This window comes from Mesorhizobium tianshanense, from assembly GCF_007830515.1.
GTDB lineage: Bacteria > Pseudomonadota > Alphaproteobacteria > Rhizobiales > Rhizobiaceae > Mesorhizobium > Mesorhizobium tianshanense.
Genome location: NZ_VLKT01000052.1, coordinates 13,114 through 30,897, shown reverse-complemented (window position 1 = coordinate 30,897; position 17,784 = coordinate 13,114). Strand labels below are relative to the sequence as shown.

19 protein-coding genes are annotated in these 17,784 nt (G+C 62.6%); 8 read left to right on the top strand and 11 right to left on the bottom strand.

Features of this window, described 5'->3' with window-relative positions; genetic code table 11:
- Nucleotides 1-13: 13 nt before the first annotated feature.
- From IQ26_RS30675 to IQ26_RS30650, 5 genes are all read right to left on the bottom strand, one after another.
- Nucleotides 14-808, bottom strand: a complete 795-nt coding sequence (locus IQ26_RS30675) for an ABC transporter ATP-binding protein (protein ID WP_145722140.1) — start codon at nucleotides 806-808, stop codon at nucleotides 14-16.
- Nucleotides 805-1,647, bottom strand: coding sequence for an ABC transporter ATP-binding protein (locus tag IQ26_RS30670; RefSeq protein ID WP_162458121.1), 843 nt, complete (start codon nucleotides 1,645-1,647; stop codon nucleotides 805-807). Before IQ26_RS30670 ends, IQ26_RS30675 begins: the two co-directional genes overlap by 4 nt.
- A complete protein-coding gene (locus IQ26_RS30665; RefSeq protein WP_145722139.1) occupies nucleotides 1,644-2,474 on the bottom strand; it encodes an ABC transporter permease in 831 nt (276 codons plus the stop codon). The genes IQ26_RS30670 and IQ26_RS30665 overlap by 4 nt, the downstream gene beginning before the upstream one ends.
- Nucleotides 2,471-3,457: an ABC transporter permease gene (locus tag IQ26_RS30660; protein ID WP_145722138.1), complete on the bottom strand. Its 987-nt coding sequence runs from the start codon at nucleotides 3,455-3,457 to the stop codon at nucleotides 2,471-2,473. Before IQ26_RS30660 ends, IQ26_RS30665 begins: the two co-directional genes overlap by 4 nt.
- Nucleotides 3,458-3,719: 262 nt before the next feature.
- Nucleotides 3,720-5,330 carry an ABC transporter substrate-binding protein gene (locus IQ26_RS30650; RefSeq protein ID WP_145722137.1) on the bottom strand — a complete coding sequence of 537 codons (1,611 nt, stop codon included), beginning with the start codon at nucleotides 5,328-5,330 and terminating at the stop codon, nucleotides 3,720-3,722.
- Nucleotides 5,331-5,683: 353 nt separating this feature from the next.
- Between IQ26_RS30650 and IQ26_RS30645 the strand changes: the two genes are divergently transcribed.
- Nucleotides 5,684-6,874, top strand: a complete 1,191-nt coding sequence (locus IQ26_RS30645; RefSeq protein WP_145722136.1) for a M24 family metallopeptidase — start codon at nucleotides 5,684-5,686, stop codon at nucleotides 6,872-6,874.
- Between the two features lie 54 nt (nucleotides 6,875-6,928).
- Here IQ26_RS30645 and IQ26_RS30640 read toward each other — a convergent pair whose 3' ends face one another.
- From IQ26_RS30640 to IQ26_RS30615, 6 genes are all read right to left on the bottom strand, one after another.
- Nucleotides 6,929-7,156, bottom strand: a complete 228-nt coding sequence (locus IQ26_RS30640; RefSeq protein WP_145722135.1) for a hypothetical protein — start codon at nucleotides 7,154-7,156, stop codon at nucleotides 6,929-6,931.
- 8 nt (nucleotides 7,157-7,164) lie between these two features.
- Nucleotides 7,165-7,410, bottom strand: coding sequence for a hypothetical protein (locus IQ26_RS30635; RefSeq protein ID WP_145722134.1), 246 nt, complete (start codon nucleotides 7,408-7,410; stop codon nucleotides 7,165-7,167).
- A gap of 85 nt (nucleotides 7,411-7,495) precedes the next feature.
- Nucleotides 7,496-8,380, bottom strand: coding sequence for a Crp/Fnr family transcriptional regulator (locus IQ26_RS30630; RefSeq protein ID WP_240547308.1), 885 nt, complete (start codon nucleotides 8,378-8,380; stop codon nucleotides 7,496-7,498).
- A complete protein-coding gene (locus IQ26_RS30625) occupies nucleotides 8,377-8,799 on the bottom strand; it encodes a cupin domain-containing protein (RefSeq protein ID WP_145722133.1) in 423 nt (140 codons plus the stop codon). The genes IQ26_RS30630 and IQ26_RS30625 overlap by 4 nt, the downstream gene beginning before the upstream one ends.
- Before the next feature lie 4 nt (nucleotides 8,800-8,803).
- On the bottom strand, nucleotides 8,804-9,727 hold the full coding sequence (locus IQ26_RS30620; protein WP_240547307.1) for a phosphoenolpyruvate hydrolase family protein: 924 nt from the start codon (nucleotides 9,725-9,727) through the stop codon (nucleotides 8,804-8,806).
- An 11-nt stretch (nucleotides 9,728-9,738) separates the two neighbouring features.
- The gene (locus IQ26_RS30615; protein WP_145722132.1) at nucleotides 9,739-10,935 is read right to left on the bottom strand and encodes a Tm-1-like ATP-binding domain-containing protein; all 1,197 of its coding nucleotides are present in this window, start codon (nucleotides 10,933-10,935) and stop codon (nucleotides 9,739-9,741) included.
- Nucleotides 10,936-11,045: 110 nt separating this feature from the next.
- Here IQ26_RS30615 and IQ26_RS30610 point away from each other — a divergent pair, with 110 nt between their 5' ends.
- The 7 genes from IQ26_RS30610 to IQ26_RS30580 all read left to right on the top strand — a co-directional run bounded on the left by IQ26_RS30610 (nucleotide 11,046) and on the right by IQ26_RS30580 (nucleotide 17,749).
- On the top strand, nucleotides 11,046-11,729 hold the full coding sequence (locus IQ26_RS30610; RefSeq protein WP_145722131.1) for a TetR/AcrR family transcriptional regulator: 684 nt from the start codon (nucleotides 11,046-11,048) through the stop codon (nucleotides 11,727-11,729).
- A 360-nt stretch (nucleotides 11,730-12,089) separates the two neighbouring features.
- Nucleotides 12,090-13,400, top strand: coding sequence for an ABC transporter substrate-binding protein (locus tag IQ26_RS30605; protein ID WP_145722130.1), 1,311 nt, complete (start codon nucleotides 12,090-12,092; stop codon nucleotides 13,398-13,400).
- A gap of 73 nt (nucleotides 13,401-13,473) precedes the next feature.
- Nucleotides 13,474-14,379, top strand: coding sequence for a carbohydrate ABC transporter permease (locus IQ26_RS30600; protein WP_145722129.1), 906 nt, complete (start codon nucleotides 13,474-13,476; stop codon nucleotides 14,377-14,379).
- A 1-nt stretch (nucleotide 14,380) separates the two neighbouring features.
- Nucleotides 14,381-15,340 (top strand): carbohydrate ABC transporter permease, encoded by a 960-nt coding sequence (locus IQ26_RS30595; RefSeq protein WP_145722128.1) that lies wholly within the window; start codon nucleotides 14,381-14,383, stop codon nucleotides 15,338-15,340.
- Nucleotides 15,337-15,564 (top strand): hypothetical protein, encoded by a 228-nt coding sequence (locus IQ26_RS30590; protein ID WP_145722127.1) that lies wholly within the window; start codon nucleotides 15,337-15,339, stop codon nucleotides 15,562-15,564. Before IQ26_RS30595 ends, IQ26_RS30590 begins: the two co-directional genes overlap by 4 nt.
- Entirely contained in the window at nucleotides 15,561-16,664 is a 1,104-nt protein-coding gene (locus tag IQ26_RS30585; RefSeq protein WP_145722126.1) for an ABC transporter ATP-binding protein, read from the top strand. Before IQ26_RS30590 ends, IQ26_RS30585 begins: the two co-directional genes overlap by 4 nt.
- The gene (locus IQ26_RS30580; RefSeq protein WP_145722125.1) at nucleotides 16,664-17,749 is read left to right on the top strand and encodes an ABC transporter ATP-binding protein; all 1,086 of its coding nucleotides are present in this window, start codon (nucleotides 16,664-16,666) and stop codon (nucleotides 17,747-17,749) included. Before IQ26_RS30585 ends, IQ26_RS30580 begins: the two co-directional genes overlap by 1 nt.
- Nucleotides 17,750-17,784 lie beyond the last annotated feature (35 nt).

The following is a 17,784-nucleotide window of genomic DNA, read 5'->3' as shown; positions in this document are numbered from 1 at the left end:
GGTTTCGGGTCTGTCACGAGGCATCCCGCACGCTGGTCCTGTTCAGTTTTGGCGCTGCCGCCACCAGCGCCTTGCCGATCGCCGACTGCGGCGCGTCGATCACGGTACGGGCATTGCCGCTCTCGGCGATCCGCCCCGCGTCGAGGATGGCGATACGATGAGCGATGGCGCTGATAACGCCGAGATCATGCGAAATGAACAGATAGGCGATCCGTTCCTCGCGTTGCAGATCGAGCAGCAACTGCAGGATCTGTCCACGCACCGATACGTCGAGCGCGGACACCGCCTCGTCGAGGACGATCAGCGACGGGTTGGTCGCGATGGCGCGGGCAATCGCGATGCGCTGGCGCTGGCCGCCGGAGATCTCGTGGATGGCGCGAGCGACCAGATCAGCGCTGAGGCCGACGCGCTCCAGCAAAGCGGCGATGCGGCGCGGGCGCTCTCGCCGGGATGTGATGCCATGGATGCGCAGCGGATCGTCGAGCACGCGCGCCACGGTGGCGCGCGGGTTGAAGGCGGCGAGCGGATCCTGGAACACCATTTGCAGACGCGCACGCCGGGCGCGCAGGGCGGCGCCGTTCAGCGATAGGAAATCGCCGCCTTCGAACTCGATATGGCCGGCGTCGGGTTCGATGAGGCGTAGCATCAGCCGCCCGATCGTCGACTTGCCGCTGCCGGAAGGCCCAGCCAGCGCCAGCGTCTCGCCTGGTTCGATGTGAAAGGAAATTCCGTCGACCGCAGCGATGGTCTTGCCAGTGCGGCGGTATCCTTTGGTCAGGCCCGAGACAGTCAGCAACGGACTGCTCATGGCGACGTTCCAGCCTGCTGTAGCAGTGGTTCGGCGTCGAGGCCGAGATGGGCATCGAGCAGCGCTCTTGTATAGGCGTTGTGCGGGGTATTGATGACCTGCGCGGTCGTGCCGATTTCCACCAGGTCGCCGTGCCGGAACACGGCGATGCGTTTAGCAAGCTCTGCGGCCAGCGCGATGTCGTGGCTGACGAACAGCAGCGTCATGCCGTCCTCGGCCACCAATTGCCGGATCAGCGCGACGATCTCGGCCTGCACGATGGTGTCGAGCGCGCTGGTCGCCTCATCGGCGATCAGCAGTTTCGGACCGGCCGCGATTGCGGCGGCGATCGCCACGCGCTGTTTTTGGCCACCCGAAAGCTGATGCGGATAGGCGCGCAAGGCAGCGTTCGGGTCGGGCAGGCGGACGCGTTCAAGCAGGGTTTTTGCCTTGGCATAGGCGGCCGACCAACCAAGGCCGAGATGGGTGTAGGCGACCTCGGCGATCTGCTTGCCAACCGTCATTACCGGATCGAGGCTGGCCGAGGGATCCTGGAAGACGAAGCCGATGTCGCGGCCACCCAAAGGGATGTGGGTTGTTTTGGCACTAGACCTTTGAGCTTTGCGTTCTGTGACACCGGAGCGTGACGGCAAAAACCAATCGATGCAGCCCTCAATCCTAGTGGAAGCCGGCAGCAGCCCGGCAATGGCCAGCGCCAGCGTGCTTTTGCCCGAACCGCTCTCGCCGATGACAGCCAAGCGTTCGCCGGCGGCGACATCGAGGCTGACATGTTTCAGCGCCTCGCTGCCATCGCGGCGGTAGGTCACCGTCAAATCGCGGATCGAAAGCAGCGCCGTCACGACAGGCTCCTTCTCACCGCCGTCGTCTCGACGACGCCTTCGCCGGCGAGATAGACGCCGAGCACGGTCAGCACGAGTGCTATGCCAGGAACGATCGACAGGAAGGGCGCGGTGCGCAAGACAGTGCGGCCTTCGGCGATCATGCCACCCCAGGTCACGCGATTGGGATCGCCGAGGCCGAGAAACGAAAGTGCCGCTTCGGTAAGGATCGCGGCGGCGACGATCACCGACGACAATGCCAGCACCGGCGGCAATGCGTTGGGCAGCACCTCGCGAAAGGCGATCTCCAGCGGATGCATGCCGATGACGCGAGCGCCGGCGACAAAATCGCGTTCGCGGATCGACAGTACCTCGGCGCGGGCGACACGCGCCGGCCCGGTCCAGGCGCCGAGCGCGATCGCCGCGACGACGACGCCGAGCGACGGCCCGACGACGCTGACGAAGGCCAGCGCCAGCAGGAAGCTCGGCACGGTCTGGAACGCGTCGGTGATCCGCATCAGCATCTCGTCGACGAGGCCGCCGGCAAAGCCGGCCAGCGTGCCGACCACCGCACCTATGACAAGGGCCGCGGCTGCCGCCGCCAGCCCGACCGCCAGCGAGGTGCGGGCGCCGTGGAAAAGCTCGGCCGTTACGTCGCGGCCGAGCCGATCGGTGCCGAGCGGCAGCGACCAATCCTGGAACGGCGGCAGCAGCGCCGGTCCGGCAATGGCTTGCGGGTCGCGGGGAAAGAACAGCGGCGCTGTCAGCGCCATGGCGAACAGCGCTACCAGAATGATCGCGCCTGCGACCGCTTCCGGCGTGCGAAGGAAACGGCAAAGCGGGCTCACGCGCCGGCCTCGCTGGCGCCGACGCGCGGATCAAGGACAGCGTAGGCGATGTCGACGAGAAGGTTGATCAGGATGACGAGCACAGCGCTGACCAAGATGATGCCGAGCAACAATGGTGTGTCGCGCGCGGCCACCGCTTCCTGCGCCAGCCGGCCAAGGCCGGGCACGGAAAAAACGCTTTCGATGACGACGCTGCCGCCGAGCATCTGCGCCGACTGCAGGCCAAGCATCGTGACCAGCGGCAACAGCGCGTTGCGGGCGACGTGAGCGAGCACGATGCGGCGGCGGGACAGTCCCCTGGCGCGGGCGGCGAGGACAAAATCCTGTCGCCAGGCCTCGGCCATTCCAGCGCGCATCATGCGCAGATAGAGCGCGAGGTAGATGAAGCCGAGTGCCGACACCGGCAGGATGAGATGGCGGGCGATATCGACGGCCCGGTCGAGGCCGGCCTTGCCCGAGGCGATGCTCTCGATGCCGCCGATCGGAAACCAGCGCAGGTCGACGGCAAAGACGATGATCAGCACCAGCCCGAACCAGAAGCCCGGCACGGCATAGAGCGCCAGCGAGCCGATCGACAGGAAGCGGTCGCGGAAGCTGCCGGGCCTGGCGCCGGCATAGATGCCAAGCGCCGAGCCGAGGCCGAAGGAGAGCGCGGTGGCGCTGCCCATCAGAAGCAGCGTGTTGGGCAGGCGTTCAAGGATCACCTCGCGGATCGGCCGCGAAAAGGCCAAGGACTGGCCGAGGTCGAGATGCAGCAGGGCCCAGAGATAGTTGGCCAGCCGCGTCAGCGCCGATTGGTCGAGGCCCCAGTTATGGCGCAGCAATTCGATCATACCGGCGTCGCCTCCGGTCGAGGCGATATAGGCGTCGACCGCATCGCCGGGCGCTGCTTCCAGCAAAAGGAAGGTGCCGATGACGACAATCAGCAGCACGAAGATGCCGCCGATGAGGCGGCGACGGATGAGGGTGAGGGCGCGGTTCATGGGGAAAGGACACCGCTGGCGGCCACTTGAGGTCGCGTTCTACGGCGCCCCCCTCTGTCCTGCCGGACATCTCCCCCACGAGCGGGGAGATTGGCAGTTTTGGCGTCTCGCTCAGTTCCGCAACGTTGGAGATTGGCGAAAGCCGCGATGACAGCCGATCTCCCCCCTCGTGGGGGAGATGTCCGGCAGGACAGAGGGGGGCGCGAAGGAACTCTCATTGTCGAAACTGAGCACCCAGACAGTCGATCTGCAAGTCTGGAGATCAACCCGCCAAATAGGTGTCCGCCCAGTTCGACACCGCCCAGCGCGGGTTGTTGGCGATATTCCCAACCGTGTCTCTGACAACGCTGATGAAGCTCCATTCGGCGACGTTGATCAGCGGCAGGTCTTCGGCCACCTTCTTCTGGAACGCCTTGTAGAGTTCGGTGCGGGCTGCCGTGTCGAGCGTCTCTGATGCCTTGGCGATGAGGGCGTCGAGTTCGTCGCTCTTGTAGCCGCCCTGGTTGGAGAAAGGCACGCCGTCCGGAATGCCGCTCTGCACCAGAATGGTGGTCGAAATCGCCGGATCGCCGCGGAACACCGGCGGCCCGACCGCAAGGTCGAAGGCGTGGTCGGTGTAGACGGCCTTGATGTGCGCGGCCGAGTCGTTATTGATCAGCTGGGCGTCGATGCCGATGGCGGCGAGCGCCTGGCGCAGATAGTCGCCGAACTGCTTGGTCTCGTTGAAATAGGGCGCCGGCAGCAGTTTCAGCGAAAAGCGTTTGCCGTCGTCGCCTTTGCTGTAGCCGGCTTCGTCGAGCAGGGCGTTGGCCTTGGCCACGTCGAAGGCATAGGTCGGCACGTCGGCCGTATAGAATTGCGGATCGTTTTTCGGCACAGGGCCGGTGGCTGTGGTGGCGTAACCGAGGAACACCGTCTTGACGACGAAATCCTTGTCGATGGCGTGAGCGATCGCCTGGCGCACCTTCAGGTCGGCCAGCTCCTTGCGGCGATGGTTGATCTCGACGACGAGCTGATAGGTCAGCCCCTCATAACCCTTGGTGATCACCTTGAGGCCAGGCAGCTTGGAGATGCGGTCGAGGTCGGCCAGCGGCACTGCGGAAAAGGCGGCGAGCTGGATCTCTTCCGCCTCGAGCGCGCTTGCCGCCGAGGTGCGGTCGGGCAGCACCTGATAGATGATCTCGTCGAGGTAGGGCTCGTCCTTGACCCAATAGTCGGCATTCTTCTCCAGCCGGTAATATTCGCCGGGTTTGTGCTCGGCGAATTTGAACGGGCCGGTGCCGATCGGCGCGTTGGTGGCCGGGTTCTCTTCGATCTTTCCGGTCTCGTAGATGTGCTTGGGCACCACGCTGCTCAGCGCCGGCAAGGCATTGCGGATCAGCTGGAACGGTGTCGGCTTGGCGAATTTGAACACCGCGGTCAGTTCGTCAGGCGTGTCGACCGCCTCCAGATCCTTGAACACGGTGCGGCCGAGATTCTGCAGCGGCTTCCAGATTTGCAGCGCCGAGAACGCAACGTCGGCGGAGGTGAAGGGTTTGCCGTCATGCCATTTGACGCCGTCGCGCAATTTGAATGTCACCGACAGGCCGTCGGCAGCGCCTTCCCAACTGAGCGCGAGGCGCGGGTCGAGCCCGTCCTTGCCGTCGAATGACGCCTCGGCCAGCGTTTCCACGACCTTGCTCGAAATGAAGAACACGCCGTTGGAAGCGACGATCGCCGGGTTGAGGTTGCGCGGCTCGGAATCGGCGGCGACGACGAGGCGCCCGCCTTTCCTCGGCGTTTGTGCCAGACCGATGGTCGGCAGCGCCGTCGAAGCCAGCAGAAATGCCGAACCGGCAAGCACCGTGCGCCGGGAAATCGTGAACTCTGACATGATCGAACTCCGCCCCCTCTCAGTCACCCGGCCGGGTGGGCCGATACCCTCGGATGCTACACGGCATCCTTGCAAGGTGATTATGAGCCTTGCCAAGGGTTTCGCCAGAGACGGATTTGGCGCATCCTCTTGTGGCTTTGAAAATTCCGTCCGCTGGACCAGTGGGAAGCGGTTCAAGTCGACCTGTCTGGTAGGACCAGATCAGATTTGGCGCCGCCGTATACGACTGCAGAGTGCGTCGCCGCGGCGGTTCTAACTATTTCTGGCTGGACCAGACTGGGTAAACTAGTGCAGATTTGACCGGCAGCCAGGCGATCCGACCAGTCGGCCAGGGAATTCAGGGAGAGAGAAAGATGAACGTCGCTCCGGGCAAGAACGCCGTCAGCACCATCCCGTTCGATCATGCCAGGGTCGATCGGCTGATGGAGGAGGCCGGCATCGATGTGCTGCTCGCCACCTCCAAGCACAACACGCAGTATCTGCTTGGCGGCTACAAGTTCATCTTCTTCGCGGCCATGGATGCGATCGGCCACAGCCGATATTTGCCTGTTGTCGTCTACGAGAAAGGCGGGCCGGAGCATGCCGCCTATATCGGCAACCGCATGGAGGGCGGCGAGCATCAGAACCACCCGTTCTGGACGCCGACATTGCACGCCGCCTGCTGGGGCACGCTCGACGCCGCCAATCTCGCGGTCGAGCACCTGATGAAAATCGGCAAGGGCGATGCCCGCATCGGCATCGAGCCGGCTTTCCTGCCGTCCGACGCCTACACGCTGATCCGCAAGGCGTTGCCCGACGCTAAGCTGATCGATGCGACTGATATGCTGGAGCGGATGCGGGCGATCAAGACGGAAGCTGAGCTGGAAAAGCTGCGCATTGCCTCCGAGTTGATCACCGATTCCATGCTGGCGACCATTGCCTGGGCGCGCGAAGGCATGACCAAGAGCGAAATCATCGAGCAGTTGCGGCGCGAGGAGACCAATCGTGGCGCGCATTTCGAATATTGCCTGCTGACGCTGGGCGCCAGCCACAACCGGGCCGCCTCGCCGCAGGCCTGGAAGAAGGGCGAGGTGTTGTCGATCGATTCCGGCGGCAACTATCACGGCTATATCGGCGACCTCTGCCGCATGGGTATTCTCGGCGAGCCGGATGCCGAGCTGGAGGATCTGCTGGCCGAGGTCGAGACGGTGCAGCAGGCGGCCTTCTCCAAGGTCAGGGCGGGCACGCTTGGCGGCGACATGATCTCCCACGCGGAAGGCGTGCTGAAGAAATCCAAGGTCGCGCCCTATACCGATTTCTTCGCCCACGGCATGGGACTGATCACGCATGAAGCGCCGTTCCTGATGACCAACCATCCGGTGACCTATGAGGGCACCTATGCCGAAAAGCCGCTGGAGAAGAACATGGTGCTCTCAATCGAGACGACCATGCTTCACCCGACACGCGGCTTCATCAAGCTGGAGGACACGGTGGCGGTCACCGAGAACGGCTATGTCATGTTTGGCGATCGGGGTCGGGGATGGAATAGGGGCGGGGTGGCTTAGAGCGCGCCTTATCAAAGCCCAATCGTCACTCTGAACGGTGTCTCGACAAGCCTTTCAGAGCTCTGTGGCGTCGAATTCGATCGCAAATTCCGCGTCGATCGCGCTTCGCGCAATGAGATCACAAAGCTCCCAATCCGTGAGTTCGCAAAGCGGAAACATTCTCCTCACGGCATGGCTAGCCTCGGAAATCGAAATGCTCGCCCTGCCGATGTTGTCGATCAGATAGCAGACGATCGCTTGGCGAACGTCCGATACGGTGGGCGTCTGCGCGAGCGCGAGCATCTCCGGCCCTATGAGTGGAGCCGTGATTCTACGCCAACGGCCGTTGTTGTGTCGAAAGCGACGGGCACACCGTGAGCGATGCATGCCTCCGCCAGCATCTCCTCCAACTCGTGGTCGGTGGCCTTGCATGCCGGCATGAGTGTTCGGATGGCGCGGATTGCCTGTGCGATGGAGAGGAACCGGGCCTTGCCTCTGGAAAGAACATAGGCTTCGGCGGCTCTTTCAACCGTGACTGTGTGAAAAGTGTTGGTCATCGAGAATTTCCTCCCTGAAACCCTGACCAACACGATTTACGGCCAACATGCAGCGGCCTTCAAGCTTATGTCTGAAAGCGGACAATCAGGCGGAAGCCAGGCCGAAATAGCGCTGCTCCTCCTCGCCATAAGCACCATGTGTGAGTTTTATCATTCCGGCGCGGTCGACGATCGTGATCTCGCCGCGTTTGGCGTGAACCAGCCCCCGATATTCAAGCATTTGAAGGGCTGTGGTAACGCCGGGACGCCGAGCGCCAAGCATGGTCGCCAGAAACTCATGCGTCAGGTAGATCTTGTTTCCTTCACCGCGGTCGTGGACCATCAGCAACCAGCGGGCGAGCCGCTCCTCGATTTTCGAATGGCCGTTGACCAGTGCCGTCCGCGACGACTGGACAAGGAACGCGTGGGCATAACGAAGCAGTGACTCGCGAAGGGACTGGCTTTCTGCAATCGCAGAGCGAAGATCTTCAACCGGCAGGATCCAGCCATTGCCGGCGACCTGGATATAGGTTTCATTGGGAGAGCTGTCCTGGCCGAGAATGACCGCAACCCCGGTCATGCCATCGTTGCCGATGATGCCGACTTCGCTTTGCCGCCCTCCGGTCAGCGTTGCGACCACCGAAGCGATACCCGCCTCTGGAAAATACACATGCTCGATCGGCTGATATGGGATTTCAAGCCGGGCTTTGATGCCCAGTTCGACGTGACGTATTGCCGGCTGCAAAAGCGCGAAATCCTCCGAAGAGAGGGTTTTCAATACATGGTTGCGAACGAGGGATTGGGGCACGGCTCTCTCCCGGGCAAGAGCGAGTACCCTCTTACTGTCGGCGGCATCCGAAGCAAGCTGGCGGCCGATGTGACAGCATAGGCTGTTAAGCGTGATTGGCAAAGCTTCGCCGGTGAAGCTGGGGCGCGACGGTTTGCCAGCAAACCGGTGAGAGGAACTCCCACCGGTGAACAGTACTGTCAATGACTCCCGCCCGGCGGCAGCAGCCGGAAATCCGGCAGGTCGCGCAGCACCAGTTCAGGCCCGGCCGGCGAATAGACGACGAAAAGCTGCATCGGCCCGTCGCCGGTGTTCAGCGTCGAATGGAAGCGGCTTTCCGGAACATAGATGGTGCAGCCGGGGCCGACCTTCTCGACGACCGGATTGCCCTTCTCGTCCTCGACCATCTGCTCGCCATTGCCTGAAATGACGAAGATGATCTCCTCCGCACCGGGATGATTGTGGCGCGTGTGGCCCATGCCAGACGGCAGGTCGACGACGCCGCCGGAAAAGCGCGTCGCGGCGTTCACCTCGGGCGCGACCGTCAGCGACAGTCTGCCCCACTCGAAGCCGAAGGCGCTGACGTCCTTCGGATACACGAACACCTTGCTCTTGTCGGTCATCGTCTTATCCCTTCTTTTTCTTGGCGATTGCGCCGCTTTGTCTTTTTGTTTGAGCATCGGATTTTCCCAAAACCGGTTCCCACTTTTGGGTCCGATGCTCCAGCGTGACGGCCTTGAAATCCGCCGTCTGCCTGGCGATTGCCGCTTCCGCCGGCAGCCGTTCCATCGAGCTGGCGCCGTAGAAACCGTGCAGGCCCTTGCAGCGTTCGAGGATGTAGCGGGCGTCGTCCGGCATCGAGATCGGCCCGCCATGGCAAAGCAGGATGACATCCTTGCGCACCGAGCGCGCTGCCGCGGCGATGGCGTCGATTTCCGTGACGCAGTCGTCCAGCGACTTGGCCGATGTCGCGCCGATCGAGCCGCCGGTGGTCACGCCCATATGCGCGACGACGATGTCGGCCCCGGCCTTGGTCATGGCGCGCGCCTCGTCGGGGTTGAACACATAGGGCGTGGTCAGGAGGTCGAGCTTGTGTGCCTCGGCGATCATGTCGACCTCGAGCCCGAAGCCCATGCCGGTTTCCTCGAAACTCTGCCGCATCTGGCCGTCGAACAGGCCGATGGTCGGAAAGTTCTGCACGCCGGAAAAGCCCATCGTCTTCAGTTCGGCCAGCAGCAGCGGCATGATGACGAAGGGATCGGTGCCGTTGACGCCGGCCAGCACCGGCGTCTTCTTGACCACCGGCAGCACCTCGTAGGCCATTTCCTTGACGATCTCGTTGGCGTTGCCATAGGCGAGCAGGCCGGCGGCCGAGCCGCGGCCGGCCATGCGGTAGCGGCCGGAATTGTAGATGATGATCAGGTCGATGCCGCCGGCCTCCTCGGCCTTGGCCGAAAGGCCGGTGCCGGCGCCGCCGCCGACGATCGGCACGCCGCCGGCAATCATCTTGCGGAATTTTTCCAGGATATTCTTGCGCGTTATGGCGGGCATGGTTTCGTGTCTCACTGTCTGACGATGTCGAGAAAGGCCGCAACCGCTGCCTCGGCGAATTCGGGATCGTTGATGTGCAACGGCAGGCGCGTCACGCGTCGCGTGTCGGTCGGCATGATCGCGCGCTCTATAGCCTCGAAGAGTGCTGCATCGGCTTCAGGGTCGAAGAAGGCGCCGCCTTCGATGTCGAGCGCCGAGACACCCTTTTCGGGAATGAGGAACCGGACCGGTCCCTCGCAGAGGCTCAGTCTTGCGCCGATCCATTCGCCGATCTTGCGGCTTTCCTCAGAGGTCGTGCGCATCAGCGTCACGTTCAGGTTGTGCTCGTAGAACAAGCGTCCGTGATAGCGTTCCGGAACGGTTGGCCTCGCCCAAAAGTTCACCATGTCAAGCGCGCCGACCGAGCCAACATAGGGCAGCCTCGTGCGGGCGATCGCGCCGAAGCGGTCTTCGGTCGCCGGCAACACGCCGCCGAACAGAAGGTCGCAGACTTCGGTCGTCGTGATGTCGATGACGCCGGACAGCAAGCCACTGTCGGCCAGCTTTTCCATGGTGCGGCCGCCGGTGCCGGTGGCGTGAAAGACCATGCAGTCATAGGTCGAACGAAGCTGCTCGGCGATGGAAGTCACGCATGGCGTGGTGACGCCGAACATGGTGAGGCCGATCGATGGCTTGCCGTCGGGCGGCGGCGGCGGCTTCGCGACCATACCGGATATCGCCTGGGCAGCATTGTGCAGCACGACACGGGACAGTCGGTTCAGACCGGCCATGTCGGTCACCGACGGCATCATGACGATGTCGGAGACATCGACATAAGGCGCCGTGTCGCCCGAGGCGAGCGTCGAGACCATGATCTTGGGCAAGCCGAGCGAAAGCGTGCGCATGCCCGATGTGACGATCGAGGTGCCGCCGCCGCCGCCGATGCCGATCATGCCGGATATGTCGGTGCGCGATTGGACAAACCGGGTGAAGGCGACGGCCATTGCCGCTACCGCGGTGCCGCGATCGTCGATGCCCAGAACGGCACTGCCGCCGCCGGGATGATGGCCGGCGACCTCTTCGGCCGAGACGTCGATCGGCACGGTCGCGCCACGCGTTCCGACATCGACGCGGGCAACAACGGCACCGGTGGCGGTGATGGCATCGGCAAGAAAGGCGAGTTCCTCGCCTTTGGTATCGGCGGTGCCCACCACATAGATGCGCTTCATCTGCGCCTCTCTTCAGCGGCTGGCTCAAAGGGGGCGCGGTAGAGCGTCAACGTAACCACTCCAAAAAGGGAAGCCATTGCATTATTTTGAGACGCGCGTATCGTATTGACATGAATGTCTCACGTCAACAAGTGGCAATGTCCGACGATGCCGGCTTTGGAACCGCGCGCGGACCGCGCGCGCGCACAAGACGGTTGATGCTGGAGACGGCGACAAGGCTGATGCAGGCCGGCGCCACGCCCTCGGTCAGCGAGGTCGCCGAAGCGGCGGAAGTCTCCCGCGCCACCGCCTATCGTTATTTTCCGAGCCAGGCGGCGCTGGTGCAGGCGGTGGTCGACGAGGGGCTCGGGCCGATCCTCACCTGGCAATCGGACTCCGCCGATCCCGAGCGTCGGGTCGCCGAACTGTTCGACACGGCGATGCCGCGCATAGAGGCCTTCGAGGCGACGTTCAAGGCGGCGCTGAAGCTGTCGCTCGACCAGTGGGCGCGGCGGCAAGCCGGCACGCTTGGCGGCGAGCCGGCCTTTACGCGCGGCCATCGCGTCGATCTGCTCAAGGACGCGATCGCACCGCTCAAGGACCGGCTGCCGCCACGCGAATTCAAGCGCCTGGCGCAGGCCCTGTCATTGATCTTTGGCGTCGAAGTGCTCATCGTGCTGAAAGACATATGGGGGCTGGACAGCCGCAAGATGATGTCGGTGGCGCAATGGGCAGCCGGCGCCCTGGTACGGGCTGCAGTGGTGGAATCGATGACCGAAGGAGACAGAAGCGCACGGGCGACAGCTACGGAATAGTGTCGATCTGGTTCGACCAGATGAGGATGCCCATTGCTGACAATAGTCGCAGTGCTGTAGCGCAAACAAGGCCCTTGCGTATCAAGGAGTAGGAAAATTTAAGAAAAACAGGCAGATGTTGCTGGAATCCGCTTGCCTGAGAGCCTACCATCGTTCAAGAAAGAGCTTGACGTGCGTCCGAAATTGGTAATACCAGATCAGGACAATAAAGCGGATTTAAGAGTGAGGGCTGCGATCCATTTCCGGCTGGGCGAGGAGGCTCGAAAGCCGGAACGGTGCCATCACGGGAGGAACTACCAGGGCCGGCCTCGCCGCCGGCTTGCATGATACGGTAGAATGCGCACAAGGGAGGAAATCATTATGCGCAAGACAATGACCAGCATGCTTGCTGGTATCGCGATGACGCTGGCCAGCGGAACGGCGGCGTATTCGCAGGAGCTCACGATTTTCTGGGCGGAATGGGATCCGGCCAATTACCTGCAGGAACTCGTCAACCTTTACGAGGCCGAGACCGGCGTGAAAGTCACGGTCGAAACCACGCCTTGGTCCGACTTCCAGACCAAGGCATTCACCGAATTCAACGCCAAGGGCAGCGCCTACGACATGGTGGTCGGCGACTCGCAGTGGATCGGCGCCGCGTCCGAGGCGGGCCACTATGTCGACCTCACCGACTTCTTCAACAAACACAATCTGAAGGAGGTGATGGCGCCAGCGACGGTCAAGTACTACGCCGAATATCCGTCGAACTCCGGCAAGTACTGGTCGATCCCGGCCGAGGGTGACGCGGTCGGCTGGTCCTACCGCAAGGACTGGTTCGAGGATCCCAAGGAAAAGGAAGCCTTCAAGGCCAAGTATGGCTACGATCTCGACGTGCCGAAGGATTTCAAGGCGCTGCGCGACATCGCCGAATTCTTCCACCGTCCCGACGAGAAGCGCTACGGCATCGCCATCTACACCGACAACTCGTATGACGCTCTGGTGATGGGCGTCGAGAACGCCATCTTCTCCTTCGGCGGCGAACTTGGCGACTATGCCACTTACAAGGTCGACGGGATCATCAACTCCGAGCAGAACGTCAAGGCGCTCGAGGCCTATAAGGAGCTCTATTCCTTCACCCCTCCTGGTTGGGCCAAGAGCTTCTTTATCGAGGACAACCAGGCGATCACCGAGAACCTGGCGGCGATGAGCATGAACTACTTCGCCTTCTTCCCGGCGCTCATCAACGAGGCCTCGAACCCGAATGCCAAGGTCACCGGCTTCTTCGCCAACCCGCCAGGACCGAACGGCGACCAGTTCGCCGCGCTCGGCGGCCAAGGCATCTCCGTCATCTCCTATTCCCAGAATCAGGAAGAGGCGATGAAGTTCCTGGAATGGTTCATCAAGGAGGATACGCAGAAGAAATGGGCGGAACTCGGCGGCTACACCGCAAGCGCCAAGGTCCTCGAGTCGCCTGAATTCCAGAACGCCACGCCTTACAACAAGGCCTTTTACGAAACCATGTTCAAGGTGAAGGACTTCTGGGCGACGCCGGAATATGCGGAACTGCTCATCCAGATGAACCAACGCGTCTATCCGTACATCACCGGCAATCAGGGCACGGCCAAGGAAGTGCTCGATTCGCTGGCGGCGGACTGGAACGCGACGTTCAAGAAATACAACCGCGTGAAGTAAACGGCACTAACGCTCGGAGGGGGTGGGAGCCCGCCCCTTCCGTTTTCTTTTCCGGACAAGGAAGGAACGGGCCTTGGCCACTGCAGTCATGACCACGCTGGATCCCAATTCGCGCTCCGCCGCCCGAGGCATGAGCGACCTCACGATCCGCAATCTCTTCATCATTCCGACGATCATCTTCCTGATCGTTTTCAACATCTTTCCACTGCTCTATTCGCTCGGCTATTCGTTCACCGACTTTCGCGCGTCGAGCCCCGCGGCGGCCAATTTCGTCGGACTGCAGAATTACCGCGAGCTGCTCAACGACCCGTTCATCTGGTCGAATTTCGCCATCACCGCCAAATATGTCATCGTCTCCGTCGTCGGCCAGGTCATCGTCGGCTTCGGCGTGGCGTTGCTGCTCAACCGCGATATCCCGTTGAAGGGCCTGCTGACGACACTGCTGCTGTTGCCAATGATGCTGTCGATGGCCGTCGTCGGCCTGTTCTGGAAACTGCTCTACGATCCGTCCTTCGGCATCATCAACTATACGCTGGGCCTCGGCTCCTTCGAGTGGCTGTCCAACCCCGACATGGCGCTCTACGCGGTTGCCATCACCGACATCTGGATGTGGTCGCCCTTCGTGATGCTGCTGTCGCTTGCCGGCCTGTCGGCAGTGCCGAAGCATCTCTACGAGGCAGCGGCGATCGACCGCGCCGGCTCGTTCTACACCTTCTTTCGCATCACGCTGCCCTTGGTCGCGCCGATCCTGATGATCGCGATCATCTTCCGCACCATGGAGGCGTTCAAGACCTTCGATCTCGCCTACATCCTGACCAGCCAGCCAACCACCGAGGTGATCTCGATCCGGCTCTACAAGATGGCGTTCCAGGAATGGCAGACCGGGCGCTCCTGCGCGCTCGCCTACATCGTGCTGATCATGATTCTGGCGATCACCAACATCTACGTCAAATACCTGAACAAGGTGAAGGAGCGCTAGAATGGCCGCTGTCACCACCTCTACCGAGCGTTCGCTCAACAAGCTGGCCATCGTTGGTGTGCTGATCGTCACGATGATCTTCCTGGCGCCGATCTACTGGATAGCCTCGACGGCGTTCAAGCCGCGCAATCTTGCCACCACCATCCCGCCGACGGTGGTTTTCCAACCGGAGATATCGCCCTTCGTAAAGCTCTTCACCAAGCGGTCGCAGTTGCGCACCGCGCCGACGCCGGAACAATACGCCGCCGCCCCGTGGTGGGAGCGGCTGGTGTTTGACGGCGGCGAGAAGGTGGTGCGCTCGGGCAGGGGCGAGGTGCAGTGGTCGGGCTATCCGAACCGCTTCATGAATTCGCTGATCGTCGCCATCACCTCCACCGTCCTCGCCGTCGGCATGGGCACCTTCACGGCCTACGGGTTCTCGCGCTTCAAGATAAAGGGCGAACAGGACCTGCTCTTCTTCATCCTGTCGACGCGCATGCTGCCGCCAGTGGTGGTGGCGATCCCGATGTTCCTGATGTACCGGGTCGTCGGCCTCAACGACACGCATTGGGGCCTGATCATCCTCTATACCGCCTTCAACCTGTCCTTCTCGGTCTGGCTGATGAAGGGGTTCATGGACGAGATTCCGAAGGAGTATGAGGAGGCGGCCCTCGTCGACGGCTATACGCGCATGGAGGCCTTCTTCAAGATCGTGCTGCCGGAGGCCGCCACCGGCATCGCCGCCACCGCGGTGTTCTGCTTCATCACGGCGTGGAACGAATATGCCTTTGCGCTGATCATGACCAACCGCCGCGCCCAGACGGCACCGCCCTTCATCCCCAGCCAGGTCGGCTCCGGACTGCCGGACTGGACGGTGATTGCCGCCGGAACCTTCCTGTTCCTGCTGCCGGTCGCCATCTTTACCTTCCTGCTCCGCAACCACCTCTTGCGCGGCATGTCCTTCGGAGCGATCCGCAAATGATCCGCCATGCTACAATCCAGCGCACGGCCGAGATCGTGATGGTGTGCGGCATCATCGCGCTCTGCCAGCCGTGGAATCTCTTCCTGCACCGCTATGGGGTGACGATCATCCTGATCGGGCTCGTTACCTTCCTGTGCACCAACTGGTTCGGCAAGCCGGACGATGAAACCGAGAGAACAGACGGGGTCTTCGACGTCTCCGACCACAATGAGGGCCGCACGTGACCCAAATCGAGCTTCGCGGCGTCCAGAAATATTTCGGCGCCGTTCAGGTCATCAAGGACCTCAATCTTAAGATCGACGACAACGAGTTCATCGTGCTGCTCGGCCAGTCAGGCTGCGGCAAGACGACGACGCTTCGCGCCATCGCCGGGCTGGAGACGATCGACGGCGGCGATGTCCTCATCGACGGCAAGCCGGTCCAGCATCTCAAGGCGGCCGATCGCGACATCGCCATGGTCTTCCAGTCGTTCTCGCTCTATCCGCATATGAGCGTCTACGAGAACATCGCCTTCCCGCTCAGGGCGACGCGCAAGAGTAAGGCCGAGATCGACAGCGAGGTGCGCTCGGTCGCCAAGACGCTGCAGATCAGCGATCTCCTCGCCAGGAAGCCCTCGGCGCTGTCGGGCGGCGACATGCAGCGCGTGGCCATCGGCCGGGCGCTGGTGCGGCGGCCGAAGGCGATGCTGATGGACGAGCCGATCGGCGCGCTCGACGCCAAGCTGCGCGAGGAGATGCGGGCCGAGATCAAGCGCCTCCACATCAAGCAGGGCTCGACGACCATCTATGTCACCCATGACCAGATCGAGGCGATGAGCCTCGCCGACCGCATCGTCATCATGCATGAAGGCGTGCTGCAGCAGGTCGGCTCGCCGGACGAGGTCTACTCGCGGCCGGCCAATCTGTTCGTTGCGCAGTTCGTCGGCAGCCCGGTGATGAACGTCGCCGACGTGGCTGTGGCGGAAAAAGCCTCGTCTGCCTCGGTGACGGTCGGCGGAGCGGCCACCGGCTTCGAGTTCCCGCGCGCGCTGCTGTCGAAGCTCAACGGCCATGCCAGCGACAAACTCGCGCTCGGCATCCGGCCGGAAGGCGTCATCGTTCGCCGCGAAGCGGCGGAAGGGTTCTTGCCGGTCGAGGCGCAGATCGTCGAGCCGCTCGGATCCTTCGACATCGTCGACCTGAAGATCGGCTCCAAGATGCTGCGTGCCCGCACCAGGAGCGGGTTCGTCAGCGGGCCCGGCGTGAAGGTCTTCGCCAGGATCGATCCGGCCCAGGCGCATTTCTTCGATACGGCGAGCGGCAAATCGCTGGGGGTGAGACTCTGATGGCCCATATCCAGCTCAAGAACATCTCGAAGACATTCGGCAATCACACCGCGTTGACCGGGCTCGATCTCGACATCGCCGATGGCGAGTTCTTCGTCCTGCTCGGCGAGACGGGCGCCGGCAAGACGACGACGCTGCGCATGATCGCGGGGTTGGAAAAGCCGACCGAAGGCCAGGTCTTCATCGACGGCGTCGATGTCGCCAACTGGGGTGCGGCCGAGCGCGACGTGGCGCTGGTGCTGCAGCAATATTCGCTCTATCCGCGCTACACGGTGCGCGAAAACCTCGAATTTCCGCTGAAGCCGAAGATACGCCGGCTGCCCGACGCCGAGATCAAGGATCGTGTCGACCGCGCCGCCAGGACACTGCGGATAGAGCATCTGCTCGACCGCAAGACGGACCGGCTTTCGGGCGGCGAGATGCAGCGTGTCTCGATCGGCCGCGCCATCGTGCGCAAGCCGCGCGTGTTCCTGATGGACGAGCCGTTGTCGGCGCTCGACGCCAAACTGCGCGAGGCACTGCGCACCGAGCTGAAGAACCTGCAGATGCAGCTCGGAGCAACCTTCCTGTTTGTGACGCACGACCAGATCGAGGCGATGTCGATGGGCGACAAGGTCGGCGTGCTCAACCATGGCCGCATCGTCCAGACCGGCACGCCGCACGAGATATACAACAATCCGCGCGACACCTACGTGGCGAGCTTCGTCGGTTCGCCACCGATGAACCTCATCGACGGCAAGCTCGTCGACGGCCGGGCGGTGATGGCGCCGCTGAATTTCGAACTGCCTTTCGCGGGGGGTGCCAAGACGGGCGCGGCGGCGGACGGCCGCCCGCTCGTCTTCGGTATTCGTCCCGAGGACGTCTATCTCGAGACCGGGGCGCCGGTGGAAGCCCGCATCCACGATGTCGAGAACCATGGCGTAGAAAAGATCCTGACGCTGCGGGTTGGCGACGCCATGCTGCGGGCCACGGTGCCGGCCAGGACCGATGTCGAGATCGAGCAGGCGGTGCGCTTTGCCTGGAACCCGGACAAGGTGGTGCTGTTCGACAAGGGCAGCGGGATAAATCTCCGCCATGCCAGCTAAAGCGCGTCGCGTTTTGCCGGCCTCATGCGACGCGC

Coding starts and splice junctions, on each gene's coding strand:
- IQ26_RS30675 (WP_145722140.1), bottom strand. CDS start 808: ATGAGCAGTCCGTTGCTGACTGTCTCGGGCCTGACCAAAGGATACCGC.
- IQ26_RS30660 (WP_145722138.1), bottom strand. CDS start 3,457: ATGAACCGCGCCCTCACCCTCATCCGTCGCCGCCTCATCGGCGGCATC.
- IQ26_RS30650 (WP_145722137.1), bottom strand. CDS start 5,330: ATGTCAGAGTTCACGATTTCCCGGCGCACGGTGCTTGCCGGTTCGGCA.
- IQ26_RS30645 (WP_145722136.1), top strand. CDS start 5,684: ATGAACGTCGCTCCGGGCAAGAACGCCGTCAGCACCATCCCGTTCGAT.
- IQ26_RS30640 (WP_145722135.1), bottom strand. CDS start 7,156: ATGCTCGCGCTCGCGCAGACGCCCACCGTATCGGACGTTCGCCAAGCG.
- IQ26_RS30635 (WP_145722134.1), bottom strand. CDS start 7,410: ATGACCAACACTTTTCACACAGTCACGGTTGAAAGAGCCGCCGAAGCC.
- IQ26_RS30625 (WP_145722133.1), bottom strand. CDS start 8,799: ATGACCGACAAGAGCAAGGTGTTCGTGTATCCGAAGGACGTCAGCGCC.
- IQ26_RS30620 (WP_240547307.1), bottom strand. CDS start 9,727: ATGCCCGCCATAACGCGCAAGAATATCCTGGAAAAATTCCGCAAGATG.
- IQ26_RS30615 (WP_145722132.1), bottom strand. CDS start 10,935: ATGAAGCGCATCTATGTGGTGGGCACCGCCGATACCAAAGGCGAGGAA.
- IQ26_RS30610 (WP_145722131.1), top strand. CDS start 11,046: ATGAATGTCTCACGTCAACAAGTGGCAATGTCCGACGATGCCGGCTTT.
- IQ26_RS30605 (WP_145722130.1), top strand. CDS start 12,090: ATGCGCAAGACAATGACCAGCATGCTTGCTGGTATCGCGATGACGCTG.
- IQ26_RS30595 (WP_145722128.1), top strand. CDS start 14,381: ATGGCCGCTGTCACCACCTCTACCGAGCGTTCGCTCAACAAGCTGGCC.
- IQ26_RS30590 (WP_145722127.1), top strand. CDS start 15,337: ATGATCCGCCATGCTACAATCCAGCGCACGGCCGAGATCGTGATGGTG.
- IQ26_RS30580 (WP_145722125.1), top strand. CDS start 16,664: ATGGCCCATATCCAGCTCAAGAACATCTCGAAGACATTCGGCAATCAC.